Origin of the sequence: Mesorhizobium sp. LCM 4577, assembly GCF_001854795.2 — a bacterium.
In the GTDB taxonomy this organism is placed as follows: domain Bacteria; phylum Pseudomonadota; class Alphaproteobacteria; order Rhizobiales; family Rhizobiaceae; genus Mesorhizobium; species Mesorhizobium plurifarium.
Window position 1 is genome coordinate 353,892 of sequence record NZ_MDDU01000013.1, and the last position, 22,094, is coordinate 375,985.

Annotated in this window: 24 protein-coding genes; 14 read left to right on the forward strand and 10 right to left on the reverse strand. The window is 65.9% G+C overall.

Annotated elements, in window-relative coordinates; translation table 11 throughout:
* Positions 1–24 precede the first annotated feature (24 nt).
* The 7 genes from LCM4577_RS16940 to pcaQ form a co-directional block, all read right to left on the reverse strand.
* Positions 25–810 carry a coniferyl-alcohol dehydrogenase gene (locus LCM4577_RS16940; RefSeq protein ID WP_071032239.1) on the reverse strand — a complete coding sequence of 262 codons (786 nt, stop codon included), beginning with the start codon at positions 808–810 and terminating at the stop codon, positions 25–27.
* 2 nt (positions 811–812) lie between these two features.
* Positions 813–1,874 (reverse strand): branched-chain amino acid ABC transporter permease, encoded by a 1,062-nt coding sequence (locus LCM4577_RS16945; protein ID WP_071072352.1) that lies wholly within the window; start codon positions 1,872–1,874, stop codon positions 813–815.
* A complete protein-coding gene (locus LCM4577_RS16950) occupies positions 1,871–2,767 on the reverse strand; it encodes a branched-chain amino acid ABC transporter permease (RefSeq protein ID WP_071032198.1) in 897 nt (298 codons plus the stop codon). The genes LCM4577_RS16945 and LCM4577_RS16950 overlap by 4 nt, the downstream gene beginning before the upstream one ends.
* Positions 2,764–3,492 (reverse strand): ABC transporter ATP-binding protein, encoded by a 729-nt coding sequence (locus tag LCM4577_RS16955; RefSeq protein ID WP_071072354.1) that lies wholly within the window; start codon positions 3,490–3,492, stop codon positions 2,764–2,766. Before LCM4577_RS16955 ends, LCM4577_RS16950 begins: the two co-directional genes overlap by 4 nt.
* Entirely contained in the window at positions 3,489–4,163 is a 675-nt protein-coding gene (locus LCM4577_RS16960; protein ID WP_274534961.1) for an ABC transporter ATP-binding protein, read from the reverse strand. The genes LCM4577_RS16955 and LCM4577_RS16960 overlap by 4 nt, the downstream gene beginning before the upstream one ends.
* Positions 4,164–4,248: 85 nt before the next feature.
* Positions 4,249–5,565: an ABC transporter substrate-binding protein gene (locus tag LCM4577_RS16965; RefSeq protein WP_071032196.1), complete on the reverse strand. Its 1,317-nt coding sequence runs from the start codon at positions 5,563–5,565 to the stop codon at positions 4,249–4,251.
* Positions 5,566–5,746: 181 nt separating this feature from the next.
* On the reverse strand, positions 5,747–6,664 hold the full coding sequence (gene pcaQ, locus LCM4577_RS16970; protein WP_071072356.1) for a pca operon transcription factor PcaQ: 918 nt from the start codon (positions 6,662–6,664) through the stop codon (positions 5,747–5,749).
* Between the two features lie 92 nt (positions 6,665–6,756).
* Here pcaQ and pcaD point away from each other — a divergent pair, with 92 nt between their 5' ends.
* From pcaD to pobA, 6 genes are read left to right on the forward strand one after another with little or no spacing between them, the layout of a single operon-like run.
* Positions 6,757–7,569 (forward strand): 3-oxoadipate enol-lactonase, encoded by an 813-nt coding sequence (pcaD, locus tag LCM4577_RS16975; RefSeq protein ID WP_071032238.1) that lies wholly within the window; start codon positions 6,757–6,759, stop codon positions 7,567–7,569.
* Entirely contained in the window at positions 7,562–7,966 is a 405-nt protein-coding gene (gene pcaC, locus LCM4577_RS16980; RefSeq protein ID WP_071072358.1) for a 4-carboxymuconolactone decarboxylase, read from the forward strand. Before pcaD ends, pcaC begins: the two co-directional genes overlap by 8 nt.
* The gene (gene pcaH / locus LCM4577_RS16985) at positions 7,959–8,711 is read left to right on the forward strand and encodes a protocatechuate 3,4-dioxygenase subunit beta (protein WP_071032193.1); all 753 of its coding nucleotides are present in this window, start codon (positions 7,959–7,961) and stop codon (positions 8,709–8,711) included. Before pcaC ends, pcaH begins: the two co-directional genes overlap by 8 nt.
* Positions 8,711–9,325 carry a protocatechuate 3,4-dioxygenase subunit alpha gene (gene pcaG, locus LCM4577_RS16990; RefSeq protein ID WP_071032192.1) on the forward strand — a complete coding sequence of 205 codons (615 nt, stop codon included), beginning with the start codon at positions 8,711–8,713 and terminating at the stop codon, positions 9,323–9,325. The genes pcaH and pcaG overlap by 1 nt, the downstream gene beginning before the upstream one ends.
* Positions 9,326–9,336: 11 nt before the next feature.
* Positions 9,337–10,389, forward strand: a complete 1,053-nt coding sequence (locus LCM4577_RS16995; protein WP_071072541.1) for a 3-carboxy-cis,cis-muconate cycloisomerase — start codon at positions 9,337–9,339, stop codon at positions 10,387–10,389.
* A complete protein-coding gene (pobA, locus tag LCM4577_RS17000) occupies positions 10,389–11,561 on the forward strand; it encodes a 4-hydroxybenzoate 3-monooxygenase (protein ID WP_071072359.1) in 1,173 nt (390 codons plus the stop codon). Before LCM4577_RS16995 ends, pobA begins: the two co-directional genes overlap by 1 nt.
* A gap of 13 nt (positions 11,562–11,574) precedes the next feature.
* Here the strand turns inward: pobA and pcaF are convergent, their stop codons facing one another.
* Genes pcaF through LCM4577_RS17015 form a run of 3 tightly spaced genes read right to left on the reverse strand, consistent with a single transcriptional unit; the run spans position 11,575 to position 14,438 of the window.
* Positions 11,575–12,780 (reverse strand): 3-oxoadipyl-CoA thiolase, encoded by a 1,206-nt coding sequence (pcaF, locus tag LCM4577_RS17005; protein ID WP_071072361.1) that lies wholly within the window; start codon positions 12,778–12,780, stop codon positions 11,575–11,577.
* Positions 12,781–13,584, reverse strand: a complete 804-nt coding sequence (locus LCM4577_RS17010; protein WP_071072363.1) for a CoA-transferase subunit beta — start codon at positions 13,582–13,584, stop codon at positions 12,781–12,783. It lies immediately after the preceding gene.
* Entirely contained in the window at positions 13,581–14,438 is an 858-nt protein-coding gene (locus LCM4577_RS17015; RefSeq protein ID WP_071072365.1) for a CoA transferase subunit A, read from the reverse strand. Before LCM4577_RS17015 ends, LCM4577_RS17010 begins: the two co-directional genes overlap by 4 nt.
* Positions 14,439–14,540: 102 nt before the next feature.
* On the opposite strand from LCM4577_RS17015, the gene LCM4577_RS17020 reads away from it, so the two are divergent.
* From LCM4577_RS17020 to LCM4577_RS17055, 8 genes are all read left to right on the forward strand, one after another.
* The gene (locus tag LCM4577_RS17020) at positions 14,541–15,311 is read left to right on the forward strand and encodes an IclR family transcriptional regulator C-terminal domain-containing protein (protein ID WP_071072367.1); all 771 of its coding nucleotides are present in this window, start codon (positions 14,541–14,543) and stop codon (positions 15,309–15,311) included.
* Positions 15,312–15,482: 171 nt separating this feature from the next.
* Entirely contained in the window at positions 15,483–16,208 is a 726-nt protein-coding gene (locus tag LCM4577_RS17025; RefSeq protein ID WP_071072369.1) for a GntR family transcriptional regulator, read from the forward strand.
* A 2-nt stretch (positions 16,209–16,210) separates the two neighbouring features.
* Entirely contained in the window at positions 16,211–17,242 is a 1,032-nt protein-coding gene (locus tag LCM4577_RS17030; RefSeq protein WP_071072371.1) for an ADP-ribosylglycohydrolase family protein, read from the forward strand.
* Positions 17,239–18,213, forward strand: a complete 975-nt coding sequence (locus LCM4577_RS17035) for a PfkB family carbohydrate kinase (protein ID WP_071072372.1) — start codon at positions 17,239–17,241, stop codon at positions 18,211–18,213. The genes LCM4577_RS17030 and LCM4577_RS17035 overlap by 4 nt, the downstream gene beginning before the upstream one ends.
* A gap of 39 nt (positions 18,214–18,252) precedes the next feature.
* Positions 18,253–19,317 carry an ABC transporter substrate-binding protein gene (locus tag LCM4577_RS17040; protein WP_071072374.1) on the forward strand — a complete coding sequence of 355 codons (1,065 nt, stop codon included), beginning with the start codon at positions 18,253–18,255 and terminating at the stop codon, positions 19,315–19,317.
* 28 nt (positions 19,318–19,345) lie between these two features.
* A complete protein-coding gene (locus LCM4577_RS17045; protein ID WP_071072379.1) occupies positions 19,346–20,215 on the forward strand; it encodes an ABC transporter permease in 870 nt (289 codons plus the stop codon).
* Positions 20,215–21,003, forward strand: a complete 789-nt coding sequence (locus LCM4577_RS17050) for an ABC transporter permease (protein WP_071072381.1) — start codon at positions 20,215–20,217, stop codon at positions 21,001–21,003. The genes LCM4577_RS17045 and LCM4577_RS17050 overlap by 1 nt, the downstream gene beginning before the upstream one ends.
* The gene (locus LCM4577_RS17055) at positions 21,003–22,067 is read left to right on the forward strand and encodes an ABC transporter ATP-binding protein (RefSeq protein WP_071072383.1); all 1,065 of its coding nucleotides are present in this window, start codon (positions 21,003–21,005) and stop codon (positions 22,065–22,067) included. The genes LCM4577_RS17050 and LCM4577_RS17055 overlap by 1 nt, the downstream gene beginning before the upstream one ends.
* Positions 22,068–22,094: the final 27 nt, after the last annotated feature.

Sequence of the window (22,094 nt, forward strand, 5' to 3'; positions counted from 1 at the left end):
CAATGAAGCGTTGCAAACTGGATGTTAGAAGCCAAGCACTTCCGCGTTGATCGACGCTTCGAGGCCGCCGTCAACGGGCACATTGGCGCCATTGATCCAACGCGCCCCGTCCGAGCACAGGAACAGCACGGCCGGCGCAATGTCGCCCGACGTGCCGGCGCGGCCGACGCGGGCGATATCGCTGTCGACCTTGGAATCGCCGAGGACCGCGCGGAACTGTCTCAGGATCGGCGTCTCGACCGGGCCGGGGCTGACTGCGTTGACGCGGATGCCACGGCTCTTGAACAGGTCCTGGTGCGCGGCGCGGAAGGTCCACAGGAGCAAGAGCTCCTTCGAGACGGGATAGCCTTCCTCGTTCTTCACCGCGTGGTCGGCAATCACCTTGGCCACATCGGGAAACCCTTCGACGCTGATCATCGAGGCGGCGCGGTTCAGATTGGCGCGCCAGCCATATCCGGCGATCGAGGCGACGTTGACGATGGCGCCGCCTTCTCGAAGCCTCGGCGCCATCGCTTCGGAGAGCGCGCGCAGGCCGTAGAAGTTGACGGCAAGCGTCGGCGCCGCACCTGTGTTGCCGGAGAGGCCGGCGACGTTGCAGAGCGCGTCAATGCGCTGCGGCAGCCGCGCGACGAGGTCGTCGACGCCGGCCTTTGACGAAATGTCGGCCTGGACGAAGACGCCTTGACGCCCGGCCGGCTCGCGCAGATCGACACCGATCACATCGGCGCCGAGCTGGCCCGCCAGTTCCGCCGTGCGCGCGCCGATGCCCGAGGCGACGCCGGTGATGAGGATCGTCTTGCCGAACAGCATGCTCATGCCTTCTCCCTGTGTGCCGCAGTGGGTGCTGGTGAAATGGTCTCGCCGGTCGGATCCGCCACGCTGGTGGGAAGCCTGACGCGGTAGCCGACAGACAGCAGGCGCCAGCCGAAGCGTTCCTCGAGCGTGCCCCAGAGACCGCGCGGCAAGAGCAGCGAGAAGACCAGCGCCGTGGCGCCGAGCCCGATCAGGTACCAGACGCCGGTGCCGCCGAACCAGGTCTCGATGAGGAAGAAGAGCAGCGCGCCGAGGATGGCGCCTTCGAAGGTGCCGATGCCGCCGACCAGCACCATGAAGATCATGTAGGCGGTCCACTGCACGTTGAAATAGGTTTTGGGCTGGAAGGTGATGGCGGTCGCCAGCCATAGCGCGCCGGCGACGCCGATGCCGAAGGCCGCGAGCACGAAGAGCAGCCGCTTGGTGCCGATGACGCGCACGCCGACGGAGGCTGCCGCATCCTCGTTGTCGCGGATGGCGCGGATGGCGGCGCCGGTGCTTCCGCGCAGCAGGCCGAACAGGATCGCAAGCAACGCAATCATCGACGCCAGCGCCAGCCAGTAGATGGTCAGCCTGCGCGTCGATGCATCGTAGACGTTGAGCGAGATCAGTGACGTGCCGGTCTCGCCCTGGATCAGCCGGTCGAGATTGACGAGGAGATGGGTGAGCGCCGCGATCACCCACATGCCGATGGCGAATTCGCCGTTCTTCAGGCGCAGCATGAACAGCGAGATCGGCCAGGAGACCGCGCCGACGATGACCGCCGAGACGAAGAGCGCGACGAACGGGTCGAGGCCTGCATTGGCAAGCCGGATGGCGAAATAGGCGCCGAGGCCGAAGAACACCTGCTGGCCGACCGAGACCAGACCGCCGAAGCCGGCCAGCGCATTCCACATCGCGGCGAGGATGACATAGATGAACAGCGCGGTCATGCGATCGACAGCGCCCGCCGACAGGAACTGCGGCGCAAGGGCGAGCAGCAGGACGATGGCAACGACACCGATGCCGGCGATGCGCGAGGCGGCGGTGCCGCGTTCGATGACAGGGGAGGCGGCGTTCATGACGCCTTCCCGGTGGAGAGGCGCAGCAAGCCGCGCAGGCCGAGGCCGGAGGTATAGAGGCGGATGAACAGTACGATCAGGAACGCGACATGGCCGCCGATGAGAAAGCCTTGCGGGTGTATCTTCGCGCCGAGCGTCTGGGCGAGCGCCAGGACAATGCCGCCGATCAGCGTGCCCCAGAGCGAGCCGGCGCCACCGATGACGGCCGCCTCGAAGGCGAACAGTAGCTGCGTCGCGCCGGCATAGGGATCGAAGGTAGCGCGCATGCCGAGGAAGGCRCCGGCAAGACCGACCGTGACCATGGCGATGGCCGCGGCGACGGCGTTGGCGCGGCGCGCGTCGACGCCGACCAGGCCTGCCGTATCCGGGTCTTCCGACGTGGCGCGGATCGAGCGGCCGAGGCCGGTGCGGGTGAGGAACAGTTGCAGTCCGCCGAGCAGGACGACGGCGGTGACGAAGATGATCACCGCAAGCTTGCCGACATAGAGGCTGCCTGGCCATTCCCAGGAATCGTAGGACAGGCTGCCGATGAAGGGCGCCAGCGAGCGCGTGTCGGCGCCGAACTGTTCGAACAGGACATTGTCGATGACGATCGCAAGGCCGAAGGTGGTGAGGATCGGCAGCAGCGCGCCGCCGCGCGCGCTGCGCTCGAGCAGGAATCGCTGCAAGGCCCAGCCGATCACCGCCATCAACGGCAGCACGATGGCGAGGCCGAGGAAGGGCGGGATGTGGAAGCGCGAGGCGAGCAGCCACAGCGCGAAGGCCGACAGCACGGCGAGACTGCCATGCGCAAGGTTGATGATGCGCATCACCGAGAACATGAAGGAGAGGCCGCAGGCGATCAGCGCGTAATAGCCGCCGAGCAGGATGCCCTGGACGATCTGGTTCATCATGCCGGCACGCCTCCGGCGCCTTTCCGGTGCAGGCCGAAATAGGCTTTGGTCACCTCGTCGCGCGAAACGGTCATGCTGTCGCCGGCGAGCGCGATCCGGCCCTCCAGCATGCAGATGACCTTGCTGGAGACAGAGAGCGCGCGGTTGAGATCCTGCTCGACCAGGATGATCGTCGTGCCGGAACTGATCAGCTCCTGCAGCGAGGCATAGACGCGGTCGACGATCAACGGCGAGAGACCGAGCGAGACTTCGTCGAGCAGGAGCAGGTCGGGATTGCTCATCAGCGCGCGGCCAATCGCGGTCGCCTGCTGCTCGCCGCCGGAGAGATGTCCGGCCCTGGCATGGCGGCGGGGCTTGAGGTTGGGGAAGGTTTCGAGCACGCGCTCGACGCTCCAGTCGCCGGCGCGGCCGGCGCTGCGGCCGAGCAGAAGGTTTTCCTCCACCGTCATCTGCACGAAGAGGCGCCGGCCCTCGGGCACCAAGGCGATGCCCTTGCGGACACGTTCATGCGAGGGCACGCCGGAAAGGTCGGCGCCGTCGAAGACCACGCGGCCCGAGGCTGCCTGATGCGCGCCGGCGATCGCGCGCAGCAAGGTGGTCTTGCCCGCGCCGTTGGCGCCGACCAGCGCCAGCGTCTCGCCGCGTGCGACGTCGAAGCTGACGCCGCGCACCGCCTGCAGCAGGCCATGGCGGACGACCAGATCCTCGACTGACAGCAGGCTCATTTCGGGCCTCCGCCGAGATAGGCGCTGATCACTTGCGGGTCGGCCATCACCGCTTGCGGCTCGCCATCGGCGATGATCTTCCCGGCATCCATGCAGATCAGCCGTTCGGCCACCTGCAAAAGAACGTGGACGATATGCTCGATCCAGACGATGCCTATCCCGCGGCGGCGCAATTCGCGGATGGTCTCGACGAGCTCGCCGGCCTCGCCGTCGGTAAGGCCGCCGCCGATCTCGTCGAGCAGAAGCAGGGTCGGTTTCGCGGCGAGCGCGCGGGCCAGCTCCAGCCGCTTGCGGTCGAGCAGGCCGAGCGTCTCGGCACGGCGGTTGGCGACACTGAGCATGCCGCAGAGCTTCAGCGAGCCGAGCGCTTCCTCGTAAGCCTCGTCGCGGCCGAGTCCGGCGCCGTGCGAGGCGGCGACGAAGACATTCTCGAAGGCGGTCATGCCGCCGAAGGGTTTCGGCACCTGGTGCGTGCGGACGAGGCCCAGCCGGCAGCGCTGCGTTGCCGGCAGCGCCGTCACGTCATCGCCCTTGAAGGCAATCGTTCCGGCGCTTGGCGGATAGGCGCCGGAGAGCACGCTGAGCAGCGTCGTCTTGCCGGCGCCGTTGGGGCCGACGATGCCGACCGCTTCTTCGGCGCCCATGGCGAAGTCGATGTCGTCGAGCACCACAAGCGCGCCGAAGCGCTTGTGGATGCCGGCGGCGCTGAGGATCGCACCGTTGGGCGTGGCGTTCACGATGCGGTCCTCGACTTGATCAGCCGTTGTAAGGCTGGAGCTTGGCCCCGACCGGCACGTTCGGGTCGGTGGCGTTCTCGGTCACGACATAGTCGAGCGGGAACTTCGAGCCTTCCTTGGCGGCGACCCATTGCGTGCCGATGATCGGGCCGGGCGAGACATTGGCGACCGGGCCGCTGGTGAAATCGACCTTGCCGATCATCGTCTCGGTCTTCAGCGTGCTCAGCGCCTTGGCGACCGCTGCCTTGTCCTTGGCGTCGGTGCTCGCCTTCAGCGCTTCGAAGCCGGCGTCGAGCAGCGACATCGAGGCGCCGAGCTGCTGCGTCCACTGCTTGCCGCTTGTCGCCTCATAGCCGTCGGCAAGCTCCGTTCCCGAAACGCCGGTCAGCGGCGATTTGTACGGGAAGGCCTTGTGCCAATAGGCGGCGCTGGAAATCTTCATGCCGAGATCGCCGAGCGCCTCTATGTCCGAGGGGAACAGGCCGGTCTTGGCGACCTGGGCGATCTTGATCTGYCTTGTCAGGCCTTGCTGCGCGGCCTGACGCCAGAAGGCGGCGAAGTCGGGCGGGATCGGGAAGGAGTTGAAGATCTCGACACCTTCCTGCTTGAACAGCGCGATCTGCGAGGAATAGTCGGTAGTGCCGGTTTCGTAGGCGCCGGGATCGACGATCGTGAAACCCTGCTTGGCCAGAAGCGGCGCCAGGTTTGCGCGGATGGCGTTGCCGTCGGCGTCGTTGGGATACATGACGCCGACCTTCTTGTTGGTCTCGATCAGGTTCCACTGCGAAATGTAGGTCTTGAAGAATTCGCCGACGCCGAAGCCGAAATGATAGGTCCATTTGAACGGCGAGGGCGCGCCGGGCTTGGCGCCGCGGCCGAAATACCAGGCCTCCCAGGGCATGACCGTCGACAGGCAGGGCACGCCGGCGGCCTCGCAGGCGTCCGCGACCGGATTGATGACCTCCGGCGTGGAGACCGCGAGCATCAGGTCGATCGCCTGGTTGTTGATCAGGTCCTTGGCGAGCTGGCCCGCGCGCGACGGATCCGACTGCGTGTCCTGATCGAGGATCTCGACGCTGTATTTGTTGCCGCCGAGCTCGATGCCGCTGGCCAGGGCCTTGCGGGCGAGGTCGAGCACATAGCCGTCGGTCTCGCCGAAGCCGGCAAGCGGGCCGGTGCGCGGRCTGACGAAGCCGACCTTGAGCGTGTCGGCGGCCTGCGCGAAGGCCTTGCCGCGGCCGAATGCAAGTGCCGCGCCGCCGCCCATCGACGTGGCGATGAACTGGCGTCGTGAAATGCCCGATATGGCGGGCTTGCTGCCGATACTATGAGACATCTGCTCCTCCCTCAGTCGCCGTTCGACACGACGGCAAACGGGTCTTCCGCTTGCGGCCGGACAGCACGGCTTTCGATCCTCCGGAGGTCACATTGCACTAGCGGTTTGGTTCGGTAAAATGATATTTTACGGTGTTTCATTAACCTATGGGTTAGTGAAATTCGGACTGCCGACCCGATCGTCAGGCGTGGTGCCGCGCCGCTTCGCGGATCGTCTGCAAGAGGATGGTGAAGGCAGGCGAGGGCGCTGTGTCGGTGCGCATCGTCAAGCCCACCGGCCCCTTGGTCTCGTCCGTGTCCACCGGCAAGGCGACAAAGGCGCCGCTGGCGATCTCGTTGGCGACGACGCCGGCCGAGATGATCCATACGGCGTTGCTCTGGCGCATGAAGGAACGGCCGAAGGAATCGGAAACGGTTTCGATTTCCGTGGCCGGCGCGGTCATGCCATTGGTGATGAAGAGCCGGTCGACGAAAGGCCGGATGACGGATTCCCGCGTCGGCATCAGGACGGGGAAGTCGTCGAGCCGCGCGAAGATGTCTGTTCCTGGTTCCGACAGGGGATGTCCTGCCCGCACCACGAACAGCACCTGCTCGGAATAGAGGTGCTCGAAGAAGAAGCCGGTCATATGCTCCGGGGCCGCGAGGCGGCCGACGACGAGGTCGAGCGCGCCGACGCGCAACTGCTCGAGCAGCACCGCGTTCTCGCCGGTGACGATCTTGAGCGCGGCGCCGGTGTTTTCCTCGAGGAACAGGTTCATGGCGAGCGGCATCACACGCGCCGATACGGTCGGCAGCGCGCCGATGCGGATCGGGTCGCGGTTGAGGGCGCCGTCCTGGCGCACGGAATCGACGCCGCGCTTCAGCGCCGAGATCGCCGAGCCGGCATGTCCGAGGAAGATCTCGCCGAGACGCGTGACGCGGATGCCGCGGCCGTCGCGCTCGACCACCGCGACGCCGAGCGCTTCTTCCAACTCACGCAAGGTCTTGGTCACGGCCGGTGCGCTGACATGCAGGAAGTCGGCGGCGCGCGCGACACTGCCTTGCCGCGCGACCGCGAGAAACGCCTGCAGATGGCGGAAGCGGATTCGGCTTTCGGCCATGGTTCGATAACCTCAGAGTTAATGAAACGCCGCAAAATATCATTTTACCGAACCAAACTGCTCGTGCAATGTGGGTTTGGAGGATCGAAATCGTGCCATTCGTCAGCATAGGCGGCGTCACGCTGCATCACCGCTTCATCAAGGCGACGGGCACGTCGCGTCCGATCATCTTCATCAATTCGCTGGGCACCGACTTCCGCATCTGGGACGACGTCGTGGCAAAGCTCACCGGTGAAATGCCGATGCTGGTCTACGACAAGCGTGGCCATGGTCTGTCGGATATCGGCAGCGGCGCGCGTTCCATCGACGACCATGTCGACGATCTTGCGGGCCTCATCGACCACTTCGGCTTCAACAAGGTCGTGCTCTTCGGCCTCTCCGTCGGCGGCATGGTCGCGCAGCGGCTTTGCGCCCGCCGGCCCGAACTCGTCGAGGCGCTCATCCTCAGCGACACCGCGCATAAGATCGGCACGGCCGAGAGCTGGAATACGCGTATCGCAACCGTCGAGCGCGACGGCATCGAGGCGATCGCCGACGGCATCATGAAAGTGTGGTTCACGCCGGAATTCCACGCCGCGCGCGCGGCCGATCTGGCCGGCTGCCGCAACATGCTGACCCGGCAGGCGCTGCCTGGTTACATCGGCACCTGCATGGCGGTGCGCGATGCAGATTTCACCGATAGCGCGCGGCGCATCGCTGTGCCGACGCTCTGCGCCGTCGGCGACCAGGACGGCTCGACGCCGCCCGATCTTGTCCGCTCGCTGGCCGGCCTGATCCCCGGCGCGCGTTTCGAAGTGATCCGCGATGCCGCGCACATCCCGTGYATCGAGCAGCCCGAAGCGCTCGTCAGCTTGATCCGCGATTTCGTCGCCTCGTTGCCCGAGGGAAAGTCTGCTCATGGATGATCTCACGAAGAACCGCTACCGGACCGGTCTCGAGGTTCGCCGCTCCGTGCTCGGCGATCCCCATGTCGACCGCGCCGAGGATACCGCGACCGATTTCGACCGGCCGTTCCAGCAGCTGATCACCGAAGCCGCCTGGGGAACGGTATGGGCACGGCCCGGCTGGTCGAAGCGCGAGCGCTCGATCGTGACGCTGGCGCTGCTTGCGGCGCTCGGCCATGACGAGGAAGTGGCCATGCATGTGCGCGCCACCGCCAACACGGGCGCCACGCGCGACGATATCTGCGAGGCCTTTCTGCATGTCGCGATCTATGCCGGCGTGCCGGCCGCCAACCGCGCTTTCAAGATCGCCAAGGAGGTGTTCGCGCAGATGGACGGAGCCAAGACCGCCCATGGCTGAGCGAGGAACCAACCGGGCGCCGGAAACCGGTGCCTTCTTCCAGCGCGACCGCCAATGGCATCCGCCGGCCTTCACGCCGAACTACAAGAGCTCGGTGCTGCGCTCGCCGCAAAAGGCGCTTTTGTCGTTCGACAACACGCTGTCGGAACTGACCGGACCGGTGTTCGGGCACACGATGCTCGGCGAGCTCGACAACGACCTGATCCACAATTTCGCCAAAGCCGGCGAGAGCGCGCTCGGTGAGCGCATCATCGTCCATGGGCGTGTGCTGGACGAGCGCGGCAACGGTGTCCCCGGCGTGCTGCTCGAATTCTGGCAGGCCAATGCCGGCGGCCGCTACCGCCACAAGAAGGACGGCTATCTCGCCCCGCTCGACCCGAATTTCGGCGGCTGCGGCCGCACGATCACCGGCGAGGACGGCGGCTACGCCTTTCGCACCGTCAGGCCCGGGCCTTATCCCTGGCCGAACGGTCCGAACGACTGGCGGCCGGCGCATATCCATTTTTCGGTGTTCGGCCACGGCTTCGCGCAGCGGCTGATCACACAGATGTATTTCGAGGGCGATCCGCTGATCTGGCGCTGCCCGATCGTCGGYGGAATTTCCAACAAGCAAGCGATCGAGGCGCTGATCGCTGCGCTCGACATGCAGTCGACCATCCCGATGGACGCGCTCGCCTACAAGTTCGACATCGTGCTGCGCGGGCGYCGCTCGACGCTGTTCGAGAACAGGCCGGAGGGCAATTGATGGCGCAGTCGCTCGACCGGTTGAAGGAGAGCCCTTCGCAGACCGCCGGCCCCTATGTGCATATCGGGCTGACACCCAATTTCTGCGGCATCGGCGGTGTCTATGCGAGCGACCTCGGCTCGACGATGCTCAACGGTGAGACCAGGGGCGAGCGCATCGAATTGCGTATCCGCGTGCTCGACGGCACCGGCACGCCGCTCAAGGACGCGCTGATCGAGATCTGGCAGGCGGATGCCGCCGGGTTGTACAATTCGCCCGCCGAGTTGCGCGGCACGGCCGATCCGAACTTCTTGGGTTGGGGCCGGCAGCCGACCGACATGGAAACGGGCGTCTGCCTGTTCCAGACGATCAAGCCGGGTCGCGTGCCGTTCCGCGACGGCCGGTTGATGGCGCCGCACATCACGCTGTGGATCGTGGCGCGCGGCATCAATCTCGGCCTGCATACGCGCCTCTATTTCTCGGACGAGGAAAAGGCCAATGCCGAGGACCCGATCCTTGCCTGCATCGAACATCGCCTGCGCGTGCCGACGCTGATCGCCGAGCGCCAGGGCGATGCCTACGTCTTCGACATACACCTGCAGGGCGAAAAGGAGACGGTCTTCTTCGACAGCTGACCGTGGCCGCCATGACCGTTTCGCCCTTCGATCATCCGCTGCTTTCCGGCCTGCTCGGCGACGAGGAGGCGGCCAGGCATTTTTCCGTCGAAGCCGACATCGCCGCGATGCTCGGTTTCGAGCGGGCGCTGGCCGAGGTGGAAGCGGAGCTGGGTGTCATCCCGCGTGATGCGGGGGCGGCGATTGCGAAAGCCTTGGGATCGTTCCGACCGGATACGGCGAAGCTGCGTGCCGGTGTCGCCAGGGATGGCGTCGTGGTGCCGGAACTGGTTCGGCAGATCAAAACCGCGGTCGGTACGCCGCACGATGCCTATGTGCATTTCGGCGCCACCAGTCAGGATGTCATCGACACCTCGCTTGTGCTGCGCTTGCGACAGGTCGTCGACCATATCGGCCTGCTGCTCGGCGAGAATGTCGTGCGCCTCACCGGGCTGGGGCTGGAGTTCGAAAACCTGGAACTCATGGCGATGACGCGCATGCAGCCGGCAATTCCAATAACCGCACGGGATCGGATCGTTTCGTGGCGGGCGCCGCTCGAACGTCACCAGGAACGCTTGAAAGAGCTCTCCGGCCGGCTGCTGGTGCTGCAATTCGGGGGTGCCGCCGGAACGCTGGAAAAGCTCGGCGACAAAGCCGCCGCCGTCCGCGCCGCGCTTGCCGCGAAGCTCGGTCTTGCCGATGCGCCGCAATGGCACAGCCAGCGCGACGCGCTCGCCGAGTTCGCCTCCTGGCTGTCGCTGGTTACCGGAAGCCTCGGCAAATTCGGGCAGGACGTCGCATTGATGGCGCAGATGGGGTCCGAGATCAAACTGTCCGGCGGTGGCGGTTCGTCGGCGATGCCGCACAAGCAGAATCCGGTGAAGGCGGAGGCGCTGGTGGCGCTGGCGCGCTTCAATGCCGTCCAGCTTTCCGGCATGCACCAGGCGCTGCTGCATGAGCAGGAGCGCTCGGGCGCGGCCTGGACGCTGGAATGGCTCATCCTGCCGCAAATGGTCGTGGCGACCGCGGCCGCGCTGCGGCTTGCGGCCGAGCTGAGCGCGCAGATCGAGAGCCTCGGACACTGATGCGCACGCAGGTCGTCATCGTTGGCTCGGGGCCGTCCGGCCTGCTGCTCGGCCAGTTGCTCGCCGCGATCGGGGTCGAGACGATCATCCTCGAGCGATCCAGCCGCGAGCATGTGCTCGGCCGCGTTCGCGCCGGCGTGCTCGAACAAGGCACGGTCGACCTGCTCGGCGAAGCGGGCGCGGCGGACAGGCTGCATGCGCAGGGGCTGCAGCATGCCGGCATCTCGCTCGCCTTCGACGGCCGCGCGCATCGCATCGACATGACCGCGCTCACCGGCGGCAAGCATGTCACCGTCTATGGCCAGACGGAGGTGACGCTCGATCTGATGCAGAAACGCGAAGCGGCGGGCTTGGTGACTTTCTTCGAAACCTCGAATGTCGCGTTGCATGGTTTCGACGGCGCTGCGCCCTTCGTCACCTACGACAAGGACGGCCTCACGCACCGCATCGACTGCGACTTCATCGCCGGCTGCGACGGCTATCACGGCGTCAGCCGCAGGTCGGTGCCGGAAGGCGCGCTGAAGACGTTCGAGCGGCACTATCCGTTCGGCTGGCTGGGCGTGCTGGCCGAAGTGCCGCCGGCCGACCATGAGCTGGTCTATGCCAATCACGAGCGAGGCTTTGCGCTCTGCTCGATGCGCTCGCCGCGGCGCAGCCGCTACTATGTGCAGGTTCCTGCCGACGAACGCGTCGAGGACTGGTCGGACGACCGCTTCTGGGACGAGTTGCGCAGCCGCCTGCCGCCGCATATAGCGGGCGCCGTCATCATCGGGCCGTCCTTCGAGAAGTCGATCGCGCCGCTGCGCTCCTTCGTGGCCGAGCCGATGCGCTTCGGAAAACTGTTCCTGGTCGGCGATGCCGCCCATATCGTGCCGCCGACCGGCGCCAAGGGCCTCAACCTCGCCGCCAGCGACGTGCGCTATCTCTTTGCCGGACTTCGCGAATTCTACCGTGAGAGGTCGCAAGCCGGGCTCGACGCCTATTCAGCCAAGGCTTTGGCGCGTGTCTGGAAAGCGGTGCGCTTTTCCTGGTGGATGACGACGATGCTGCACCGTTTTCCGGAGACAGGCGAATTCGGCCAGCGCATCCAGGAAGCCGAGCTCGATTACCTGGTACATTCCAAGGCCGCTTCCACGGCATTGGCCGAAAACTACGTCGGTCTGCCTTACTGATCGGCCGCCGTGCTCAGACGCGCTCAAGCGCGATGGCGATGCCCTGGCCGACGCCGATGCACATGGTGGCCAGAGCCAGTTTGCCGCCGCGCTCGCTGAGCTCGCGCGCCGCCGTGCCGGTGATGCGCGCGCCGGACATGCCGAGCGGATGACCCAGCGCAATCGCGCCGCCATTGGGGTTCACATGCTCCGCCTTCTCGGAGATTCCGAGTTGGCGGAGCACGGCAATGCCCTGGGAGGCGAAGGCTTCGTTCAATTCGATGACGTCGAACTGTTCCGGCGTCAGGCCGAGGCGGGCGCAAAGCTTCTTGGTGGCCGGCGCCGGTCCGATGCCCATGATGCGCGGCGCAACGCCGGCGACGGCGCCGCCGAGGATACGGGCGATCGGCGTCAACCCATGCTTCTTCGCAGCCGCTTCCGAAGCGACGATGAGGGCCGCCGCGCCGTCATTGACGCCGGAGGCATTGCCAGCGGTCACCGTGCCGCCCTGGCGGAACGGCGTCGGCAGTTTGGCCAGCGTCTCGACCGTCGTGCCGGCGCGGGGATGTTCGTCCTTCGACACGACGACCGCGTCGCCTTTCCTCTGCGGGATGGTCACCGGCGTGATTTCCTTCGCCAGACGGCCATTGGCCTGCGCGGCCACCGCCTTGTCCTGGCTGCGCACGGCGAAGGCGTCCTGGTCGGCGCGGGAGACGGAAAAATCCTCGGCGACGTTCTCGCCGGTCTCCGGCATGGAATCGACGCCATACTGCTTCTTCATCAGCGGGTTGACGAAGCGCCAGCCGATGGTGGTGTCGTAGATCTCGGCATTGCGCGAGAAGGCGGTGTCGGCCTTCGGCATGACGAAGGGCGCCCGGCTCATCGATTCCACACCGCCGGCGACCATCAGCTCCGCCTCGCCTGATTTGATGGCGCGCGCGGCGATGGTGACGGCATCCATGCCGGAACCGCACAGGCGATTGACCGTCGAACCGGGAATGTCCTGCGGGAGGCCGGCAAGCAGCAGTGCCATGCGCGCGACGTTGCGGTTGTCCTCGCCGGCCTGGTTGGCGCAGCCATAGACGACGTCATCGATCGCTGCCCAATCGATGCCCTTGTTGYGTTCCACGAGCGCCCGCAACGGGATGGCGCCGAGATCGTCGGCGCGGACGGAGGACAGCGAACCGCCAAAGCGGCCGATCGGCGTGCGGATGTAGTCGCAGATGAAGGCTTCAGTCATTTATGCAGCTTTCCCTTTGGCGGTCCCTTGATGCGCCGCCTTGGTGCGGGCCTGCAGGTCGCGCAATGTCTTCAGCTCGAGTTCCGTCGGCGCCGGCGTCTCGTCAAGGGCCTCAGCGAACTTGACCGTCCAGCCACAGGTTTCCTGCACCTGCTCGCGGCTGACGCCCGGATGCAACGAGACGACGGTGAACTCCTTGGTCACCGGGTCGGGCTTCCAGATGGCGAGGTCGGTGATCAAGAGCGTCGGCCCGGCGGTGTCGATGCCGAGGCGCTTGCGATGATCGCCGCCGTCGCCATGGCCGAAGGAGGTGAAGAAGTCGATCTTCTCGACCATGCCGCGCTTCGACTGGGCCATGGTGATGTAGACCTGCCTCGACGAGGTGGCGATCTCCGGCGCRCCGCCGCCGCCGGGCAGGCGGGTCTTGGGATGCGCGTAGTCGCCGATGACGGTGGTGTTGATGTTGCCGAACTTGTCGAGCTGGGCGGCGCCAAGGAAGCCGATCGAGATGCGGCCGCCCTGCAGCCAGTAGCGGAACATCTCCGGCACCGCGACGGTGGCGACCGCGGTCTCGCACAATTCGCCGTCGCCGATCGAGAGCGGCAGCACGTCGGGCGCGGTGCCGATGGTGCCGCTCTCGTAGATCAAGGTGATGTCGGGCGCGTGCGTCAGCCGCGCGACGTTGCAGGCGGCCGACGGCGCGCCGATGCCGACGAAGCAGACATCGTCGCTTTTCAAGGCGCGGCTGGCGGCGATCGTCATCATCTCGTTCGGGGTGAAGCCCATATCCTTCGCGTCGCTCATGCGGCTTTCCTCAGACGCTCGACGCGGCCGGCAAAGTCGTCCGCGCCGCTCTCGATGACATTCTTCTGCATCCACGCCTGGAAGCGGTCGCGGTCGGCGGCGATCTCGTCCCATTCGAGATAGGCGGCGTTGTCGCGCTCATAGTAGCCATGCGTGTAGGAGGGATGCGAGCCGCCCGGCACAATGGAAATCGCCGCGATCGTCCAGTTTGGCAGCACGGTGAGGTTGGGGTGGAGGTCGTCGAAATCGTCGACCACTTCCTCGACCGTCACGACGGCGCGCTTTGCCGCCAGCACCGCCTCCTTCTGGATGCCGATAATGCCCTCGACCAGCACGTTGCCTTTCCGGTCCGCCTTCTGCGCGTGGATGAAGGTGACGTCCGGCCTTATCGCCGGAACGGCGGCCAGCACCTCGCCGGTGAAGGGGCAAGTGACCGATTTGATGTTGGGATTGACCGCAGCGAGACCGGCGCCGCGATAGCCGCGGAACACCGCGCAGGGCAGGCCGGCGGCGCCCGCCTCATAGGCATTGGCCATGCCGGCGTGGCTGTGCTCCTCGACCTCGATTGAGCGCGGAAAACCGTTCTCGATGGCGTCGCGGGCGCGCCTGAGCAGGCCGACGCCTGGATTGCCGACATAGGAGAAGACGACCTTCTTCGCCATGCCCATGYCGATCATCTGGTCGTAGATCAGGTCGGGCGTCATGCGGATCAGCGTCAGGTCGCGAAAGCCCTGGCGGATCGCCTCATGCGCGGCGGCGGTCGGGATCAGATGGGTGAAGCCCTCGAAGGCGACCGTATCACCGTCGTGCAGATTTTCCGCGACCGCCTCTTTCAGCGGCAGGAATTTGACCATCTCGAGGCTCCGTGAAAAAGTTCGTATTGCGAACATCTGTTTTATATGAGATACTTTTAACTCCAACCTCTGGATTGAGTCAACGCTGGCCTGGAGAGGTTCGTGGAAGAGGAATCCATTTCACGCGACCATGTCGGCTCGCTGGAACGCGGTTTGGCGGTGATGGAAATCCTCGCGCGCCATCCGGGCGGCATGACGCTGACCGAGATGGCCGAAGAGGCTGACCTCACCCGCGCGGGCGCCCGCCGCTTCCTGCTGACATTGGTCGCCACGGGCTATGCGACGCAGTCCGGCCGGCTGTTTTCGTTGTCGCCGCGTCTTTTGACAGTCGCGCGGACATGGCTCGGCGGCGCATCGCTGTGGACCTTTGCCGCACCCATCATGCGCGAGGTGGCGGGGAAATTCGACGAAGCCTGCAACGCTGCGGTGCTGTCGGGCGAGGACGTTGTCTATGTCGCGCGCATCCCCGGACGGCGCATCTTGAATGTTGCGCTCGATGTCGGCACGCGGCTGCCAGCCTATTGCACCTCGATGGGGCGGGTGCTGCTTTCGGGCCTGCCGGCGGATGAGTTGAAGACCTTCCTTGCCGAAGCGTCCATCGAGCGGCGGACGCCGAAGACGATCACCGGCCGCGCCGCGCTTGGCAAAGCCATCGACAGGGCGAGGGCGGACGGCTTCGCTATCGTCGACGAGGAGTTGGAGCTCGGCCTGCGTTCGATCGCGGTGCCGATCGCCGATCGCGGCGGCCGTACCGTCGCCGCCATCAACGTCTCGACGCAGTCGGCGCGTTTCTCGGTCGAGGCGATGGAGCGCGACATCCTGCCGGTGCTGCGGCAGGCCAAGCGGCGGGTGGAGGAATTCTTCTTCGTTTGATCCGCGATCGTCGTCGGTAGCCGGCCAATTGTCTTAGATCGGCGCCGCCCCTCATCCGGCTGCCGCCACCTTCTCCCCGTATAGAGACGGGGAGAAGGAGCTAACCGTTGACGCTTCATTTCGGATACGATATTGAACAGGATTATACAGGTTCATTGGACAGGTATCGATATGGCCCGTCGCGCGATGCAGCTCTCACCCGGCACGGGCAAGCCCGAGCAGATCGCGACGGTACTGGAGCATGAGATACGCTCCGGCGTGCTTGGCTTCGGCGACCGCCTGCAGAGCGAGAACGAGCTCGTCCAGCGCTTCTCCGTCAGCCGCAACACGGTGCGCAAGGGGCTGGAAGAACTGTCGAGCCGCGGGCTGATCACCACCAAGGTCGGCATCGGCTCCTTCGTGACCTTCGACGGCATGCCGGTCGATGACGCGATCGGCTGGTCGCGCGCGCTGGCCAATGCGGGCGCCAATGCCGAGACCCGCACCCTGCGGCTCGAGATTATCGAGGACGCCGAGCTGGCGGCCAGGCTCGGGGTCAAGAGTTCGTCCTTCATCGCCGTCGACCGCGCCCGTACCAATGCCGATGACGGCCACGCCATCTCGATCGAGCGCAGCCGCCTGCCGTTGTCGCCCGAATTGGAGGACATTCCCCTGCGCGGCCTGCGCGAAGGCACGCTGCACCAGACGCTGCGCGGCGCAGGGCTTGTTCCCGACCATGGCGAGGAGTGGGTCGACATCGAGATGCTGAGCGCGGCCGATGCGGCAATCCTCGCCTGCGCGCCCGGCACGCCGTTCCTGCGCACGCGTCGCCTGACGCGCGCCGCCGACGGACGCGCCATCGRATTCGTTACCAGCCTGCTCAACCCCGCGCATTTCGCGCTGCATCTGGAGTTCTGAGCATGGCGGCTGACGCGATGGATCGTGCAATGGGCGCGCTGGTCGGCGGGGCGCTTGGCGATGCGTTGGGCATGCCGACGCAGTTGCTTTCGCCGGCCCGCATTGCCGCGTTCTACGGCCATGTCGAGGGTTTCGTCGCGCCTAGGGCCGATCACCCGGTGTCGAAGGGGCTGCCGGCCGGCGCTATCACCGACGACACCGAACAGGCGCTGCTGCTTGGCCGCATCCTCGTCGAGTCCGGCGACCGCTTCGACCATGCGCGCTGGGTCAACGCGCTGCTCGACTGGGAGCGCGACGTCAAGGCGCGCGGCAGCTACGACCTGCTTGGACCGTCGACCAAGCGCGCCATCGACGCCATCAACAGCGGCGTGCCGGCCGAAGAGGCCGGGCGCGGCGGCGACACCAATGGCGCTGCGATGCGCATCGCGCCGGTCGGTATCATGATGCCGCCGGAGCCGCTCGCGGCACTGGTCGCCAAGGTGGCGGAAACCTGCCGGGCCACGCACAACACATCCATCGCGATCGCTTCCGCCAGTGCCGTTGCCGCCGCAGTCAGCCTTGGCATTTCGGGCAGCGACTGGCGCGCCGCTTCCGGTCATGGGGTCGCGGCCGCGAGACTTGGCGCCACGCTTGGCCATTGGGTCACCGGCGGCGATATCGCCGCGCGCATCCTCTGGGCGCAGGAGCTTGTCCGCGGCAAGGCGGAGAAGGAAGCCATCAAGCTGATCGTCGACCTCGTCGGCACCGGCGTCGCCAGCCAGGAATCGGTGCCTGCGGCATTCGCGGTGCTGGAGGTCGCGCAAGGCGATGCCTGGCGGGCTGCCGTGATCGCCGCCAATCTCGGTGGCGATACCGACACGATCGGGGCGATTGCCGCCGGCATGGCCGGCGCCTGCGCCGGCCTGTCGGAGCTGCCGCAGGATCGCATTGCGGAACTGAAGGGCATCGACATCGCGGAGGTTCGTGCGCTGGCTGAGGATCTGGTCGCGGCGCGCCGCTCCAAGGCTGGTTCAGGCAAGGAGGACGCGGCGTGAGCGGGCGGCTCGTCCATGTCGGCAGCGCGGTGGTCGACTATGTCTACCGTATCGACGCCTTGCCGGCGGCCGGCACGGAAAAGACCGCGTCGAGCTATGCTCGCGTCGCCGGCGGCGGCTTCAACATGATGGTCGCGGCAGGCCGCACCGGCATGAAGGTGGTGTTCGGCGGCCAGCTCGGCACCGGGCCGGACGGAGACTTCCTGCGCGCCGCCTTCGCCGCCGAAGGCATCGAGACGCTGATGCCGCCGTCGCCCTTGATGGACAGCGGCAATTGCGTCGCCATGATCAGCGGTGACGCGGAGCGCACCTTCGTCTCCTGGCCGGGCGCCGAAAGCCGGCTCACGCCGGACATGATGAAGCCGGTGCAAGCCGTTCCAGGCGATTGGGTTTTCACCTCGGGCTACACGCTGAGCTATCCCGGCAGCCGCGATGCGCTCGCCGATTGGATCGAAGCGTTGCCGGCAGGCATTCCCTTCGTCTTCGATCCAACGCCGGTGATCGCGGATATTCCGCGCCCGATCCTGGACAGGGTGCTGGCGCGCACGACCTGGCTGAGCTGCAACACCAACGAGGCCGCCGAGATCGCCGGCGCCGGCGATGCCCAGACCGTGGCCATCCGGTTGCTGGCCGAGCACTGCACGGGGGCCGAAGGCGTCGTCATCCGCGCCGGCGCGCATGGCTGCCTGGTGCGCATGGCCGACGGCGGCACCCGCGCGGTGCCGGGTTTCGAGGTGGAGGCGGTCGACACCAACGGGGCCGGCGACACGCATATCGGCGCCTTCGTCAGCGGCCTTTCGCGCGGCATGTCCCCTTGCGAGGCGGCACGCTACGCCAATGCGGCCGCCGCGCTTTCGGTCACCCGCCATGGCGGGTCCTCGGCGCCGACCGACATGGACATCCTCGAATTCCTGGCCGAGCGCGGCGAAGCGATGACCGCGCCTGGCCGGGGGGAAACGACCGCAACTTAACAAGCCCGTCAACCGGGCGAACAATGAGAGGAAAAGAACATGCGCATGCCCAGACTGACCGCTTTCCTGACGGCCACCGCCGTCTTCGTCTCCGCCTTCACGCTGGCAGCACAAGCCGCCGAGGAAGTGCATGTGCTCAACTGGAAAGGTTATGGCGCCGACGAGCCGTGGGCGGTCGCCAATTTCGAGAAGGCGACCGGCTACAAGGTGGTCAACGACTTCTTCAACTCCGAACAGGAGATGCTGACCAAGATCCGCACCAATCCCGGCCTCTACGACGTCGTGATGATCAATGCCGCCTTCAACGACCAGGCGATGGCCGGCAAGCTGATCCAGCCGATCGACGTCTCGAAGCTCTCCAACTATGCCGACATCGCCAAGGACAAGGCCGGCTCGCCGATGCTCAACCATGACGGCAAGGTCTATGGCGTGCCGTGGGTGTGGGGCCTGACGGCTCTGGCCATCAACGACAAGTCCTTCGACAAGCCGCCGACGTCGATCGCCGAAATGTGGGACCCGGCGCATAAGGGCCGCGTCATCATCCGCGACGACGCCGTCGAGGCGGTGCAGTTCGGCGCGATCGCCTCGGGTCAGAACATCAACGACATCAAGGATATGGACGCGGTCAAGGCGAAGCTCACCTCGCTGATGCCGCAGATCAAGACCTTCTGGAGCTCCGAGAACGACTGGAACCAGATGGTCGCCTCCAACCAGATCGATATCGGCACCTATTGGAGCGGCTCGGCCGACCGCGCCAAGACGCATTTCAAGCTGCCGGTCTCGCTGGTCATTCCGCAGGAAGGGGCCGTCGCTTGGCTCGACGCCTTCTCAATCCCCGTCGGTTCCAAGAACGTCGCCGGCGCCGAGGCCTTCATCAACTACATGATCGACCCGAAATTCTATGTCGAATGGGTCACCAAGGTCGGCGCGCCGGTCTCGGCCAACACCAAGGCGGTGGACTCGCTGCCGGAGGATGCCTTCAACCGCAAGGTCATGGGCAGCCCCGAGGTCGCCAAGCGCATCCAGTTCCAGGCGCCGATCACCGACGAGCAGCGCGAAAAGTACCTGGCGCTGTGGCAGGAGCTGAAGGTCAACGTGAAGTAATCGATGTCTTTCGGGGAGGAGAGGCAGAATGGCTGACGAGCTTGCGATCGGTTCGCGAAGCGGACTGAAGCCGGCGCTGCCGCTTCTCCTTCCCGCCTATCTGTGGCTGACGCTGGCGATCTTCCTGCCGCTGTCGGCCATGGTGTTCTTCTCCTTCATGACCGACCTGCCGCTGGCGGGCAAAGAGTGGTCGTTCACGCTCGGCAATTACGCGGCCTTCTTTTCACAAAGCCTCTATTCGCGGCTTTTGCTTTCATCGCTGCGGCTCGGGCTCGAGGTGACACTTTGGTGCGTCGTCATCGGCTACCCGGCGGCCTATGTGCTGGCCAAGGTGCTGAAAGGGCGCAGCCGCGAGGCGATCTTCCTGCTCGTCATCCTGCCCTTCTGGTCGAACGGGCTGGTGCGCATCTTCTCCTGGGCCATGGTGCTGCGCGAAGGCGGCATCCTCGACACCGCGCTCAACGCGGTGCTGCCGTTCAAGATCAACATCGACCTCATGTATTCCTATCCGGCCGTCATCATCGGCCTGGTGCACTCCTATGTGCCCTACATGGTGCTGACCTGCTATCTGACGCTGCAGGCCATTGACGACTCGCTGATCGAAGCCGGCCGCTCACTTGGCGCCTCGCGGCGGCAGGTGCTTTGGCGGGTGATCATCCCGCTGTCGATGCCGGGGCTGATCGCGGGTGCCGCGCTGATCTTCGTGCCGGTTGTCGGCTCCTTCATGGAGCCGCGCATTCTGGGCGGCCGCACCGGCACTTTTTACGGCACCGTCATCGAGGACCAGTTCGTCGCCGTCTTCAACTGGCCGCTGGGCGCAGCACTTTCCTTCATTCTGCTCGCGGTCGTGCTGATCATCCTGGCGCTGGCAGCACCTGTGCTGCGGAGGGCCGGCTGATGGCGACGACGCGCATCCTCGAAGGGCTCGGGCGTTTCTACATCGTGCTTTTGCTCGGCTTCCTCTATCTGCCGATCATCATCATGGCGGCGATGTCCTTCAACGCCTCGCCCTTCTACCAATTGCCGTTCGAGTGGACGACGGACTGGTACGCCTCGCTCTGGCAGAACGACCAGCTGATCGCGGCGACCTGGAACAGCATCGAGATCGCCATCATCACCACTTTGATTTCGACCGTGCTCGGCTCGATGGCTTCGCTGGCGCTCTACCGCTACGAGTTCCGCGRCAAGAAAGTCCTGCAGGTGCTGCTCTTCCCGCCGATCGCCATTCCGTGGCTGATCACCGGCACGGCTATGCTGATCTTCTTCTTCGGCGTCGGCATCGGCCGCGGGCTCATCGCTATCCTGCTCGGCCATGTCGCGCTGGCGTTGCCCTATGTGATCGTCGTGGTGTCGGCGCGGCTGCAGACCTTCGCGCCGGAGCTCGAAGAAGCCGCGCGCTCGCTCGGCGCCAACCAGTGGCAGGTGACCATGCGCGTGACGCTGCCCTGGATCATGCCCGGCGTGATCGCCGGCGGGCTGTTCGCCTTCGCCGTGTCGTTCGACCAGTTCGTCGTCTCCTACTTTCTGTCGACGCCCGGCCAGACGACATTGCCGGTCGAGATCTATGCCGCGATCCGCAAGGGTTTTACCCCGGAGATCAATGCGGTCTCGACGATCATCATTGTCGTGTCGATGGCGCTGATGCTGCTCACGGCACGCTTCTTCAAATTCGGCGGAGAGAAATAATGGCTGGCGTCCAGGTCGCGAACGTCTCCCGCAGTTTCGGCGCGCACAAGGCGCTGGACGATGTCTCGATCGATTTCGCCGATGGTGGCTTCTACGCGCTGCTCGGTCCGTCCGGCAGCGGCAAGACCACGCTGCTGCGTCAGATCGCCGGTTTCGATTTTCCGGATGCCGGCCGCATCGCCATCGGCGGCGAGAGCGTCGAGCGCGTGCCGGTCGAGAAGCGCCGCATCGGCATGGTGTTCCAGAACTATGCCCTGTTTCCCAATATGAGCGTCGCCGACAATGTCGCCTTCGGCCTTTCGGTGCGCGGCGAGGCCAAGGCGGCGATCGCGGCGGAGGTGCAACGCGCGCTCGATCTCGTGCAGCTCGGCAAGCTCGGCGCCCGCAAGCCTCATCAGCTCTCAGGCGGCCAGCGGCAGCGCGTGGCGCTGGCGCGCGCCATCGTCACCAAGCCGCGCGTGCTGCTTCTCGACGAGCCGCTCGGCGCGCTCGACAAGGCGCTGCGCGTCGATATGCAGATCGAGCTGAAGCGCATCCAGCGCGAGATCGGTATCACCACCATCTTTGTCACCCACGACCAGGAAGAGGCGCTGACGATGAGCGACCGCATCGGCATCCTGCGCGACGGCAGGCTGGTGCAGGAAGGGCCGCCGGAGGAGATCTACGACCGGCCGCAAAGCGAGTTCGCCGCGACCTTCCTCGGCGACGCCAACATCTTTCGCGGCAATGCCACCGGCTCCGGGATCAAGCTGCCGGACGGCACGACGATCGCGGCTTCGACAGGCGCATCGGTGCCGGCCGGCGCCAAGGCGAGCTGCGCAGTCCGGCCCGAGCGCATCCGGATTTCAACCGGCGGGGCGAAGCCCGATCCAGCCGATGCCAACACACTCAAGGGCCAGGTCTCGAAGCGCATCTTCGCCGGCAACAACAGCACCTATTTCGTCGACCGCGATGGCCAGACGTTGAAGGTGATCGTGCAGAACACCGGCGCCGAGCGGCTGGCCGAGGGCCAGCCGGTGGTGCTCAGCTGGTCGCCGGACAGCACGGTGCTGATTGCGGCCTGAGCACGCCGATGCTCGAAGCCAGGCAGA

Bases quoted from the DNA above. Each gene is read 5' to 3' on its own strand.
- LCM4577_RS16940 (WP_071032239.1), bottom strand. From the start codon at position 810: ATGCTGTTCGGCAAGACGATCCTCATCACCGGCGTCGCCTCGGGCATC.
- LCM4577_RS16945 (WP_071072352.1), bottom strand. From the start codon at position 1,874: ATGAACGCCGCCTCCCCTGTCATCGAACGCGGCACCGCCGCCTCGCGC.
- LCM4577_RS16955 (WP_071072354.1), bottom strand. From the start codon at position 3,492: ATGAGCCTGCTGTCAGTCGAGGATCTGGTCGTCCGCCATGGCCTGCTG.
- pcaQ (WP_071072356.1), bottom strand. From the start codon at position 6,664: ATGGCCGAAAGCCGAATCCGCTTCCGCCATCTGCAGGCGTTTCTCGCG.
- pcaC (WP_071072358.1), top strand. From the start codon at position 7,562: ATGGATGATCTCACGAAGAACCGCTACCGGACCGGTCTCGAGGTTCGC.
- pcaG (WP_071032192.1), top strand. From the start codon at position 8,711: ATGGCGCAGTCGCTCGACCGGTTGAAGGAGAGCCCTTCGCAGACCGCC.
- LCM4577_RS16995 (WP_071072541.1), top strand. From the start codon at position 9,337: ATGACCGTTTCGCCCTTCGATCATCCGCTGCTTTCCGGCCTGCTCGGC.
- pobA (WP_071072359.1), top strand. From the start codon at position 10,389: ATGCGCACGCAGGTCGTCATCGTTGGCTCGGGGCCGTCCGGCCTGCTG.
- LCM4577_RS17030 (WP_071072371.1), top strand. From the start codon at position 16,211: ATGGCGGCTGACGCGATGGATCGTGCAATGGGCGCGCTGGTCGGCGGG.
- LCM4577_RS17040 (WP_071072374.1), top strand. From the start codon at position 18,253: ATGCGCATGCCCAGACTGACCGCTTTCCTGACGGCCACCGCCGTCTTC.
- LCM4577_RS17045 (WP_071072379.1), top strand. From the start codon at position 19,346: ATGGCTGACGAGCTTGCGATCGGTTCGCGAAGCGGACTGAAGCCGGCG.
- LCM4577_RS17055 (WP_071072383.1), top strand. From the start codon at position 21,003: ATGGCTGGCGTCCAGGTCGCGAACGTCTCCCGCAGTTTCGGCGCGCAC.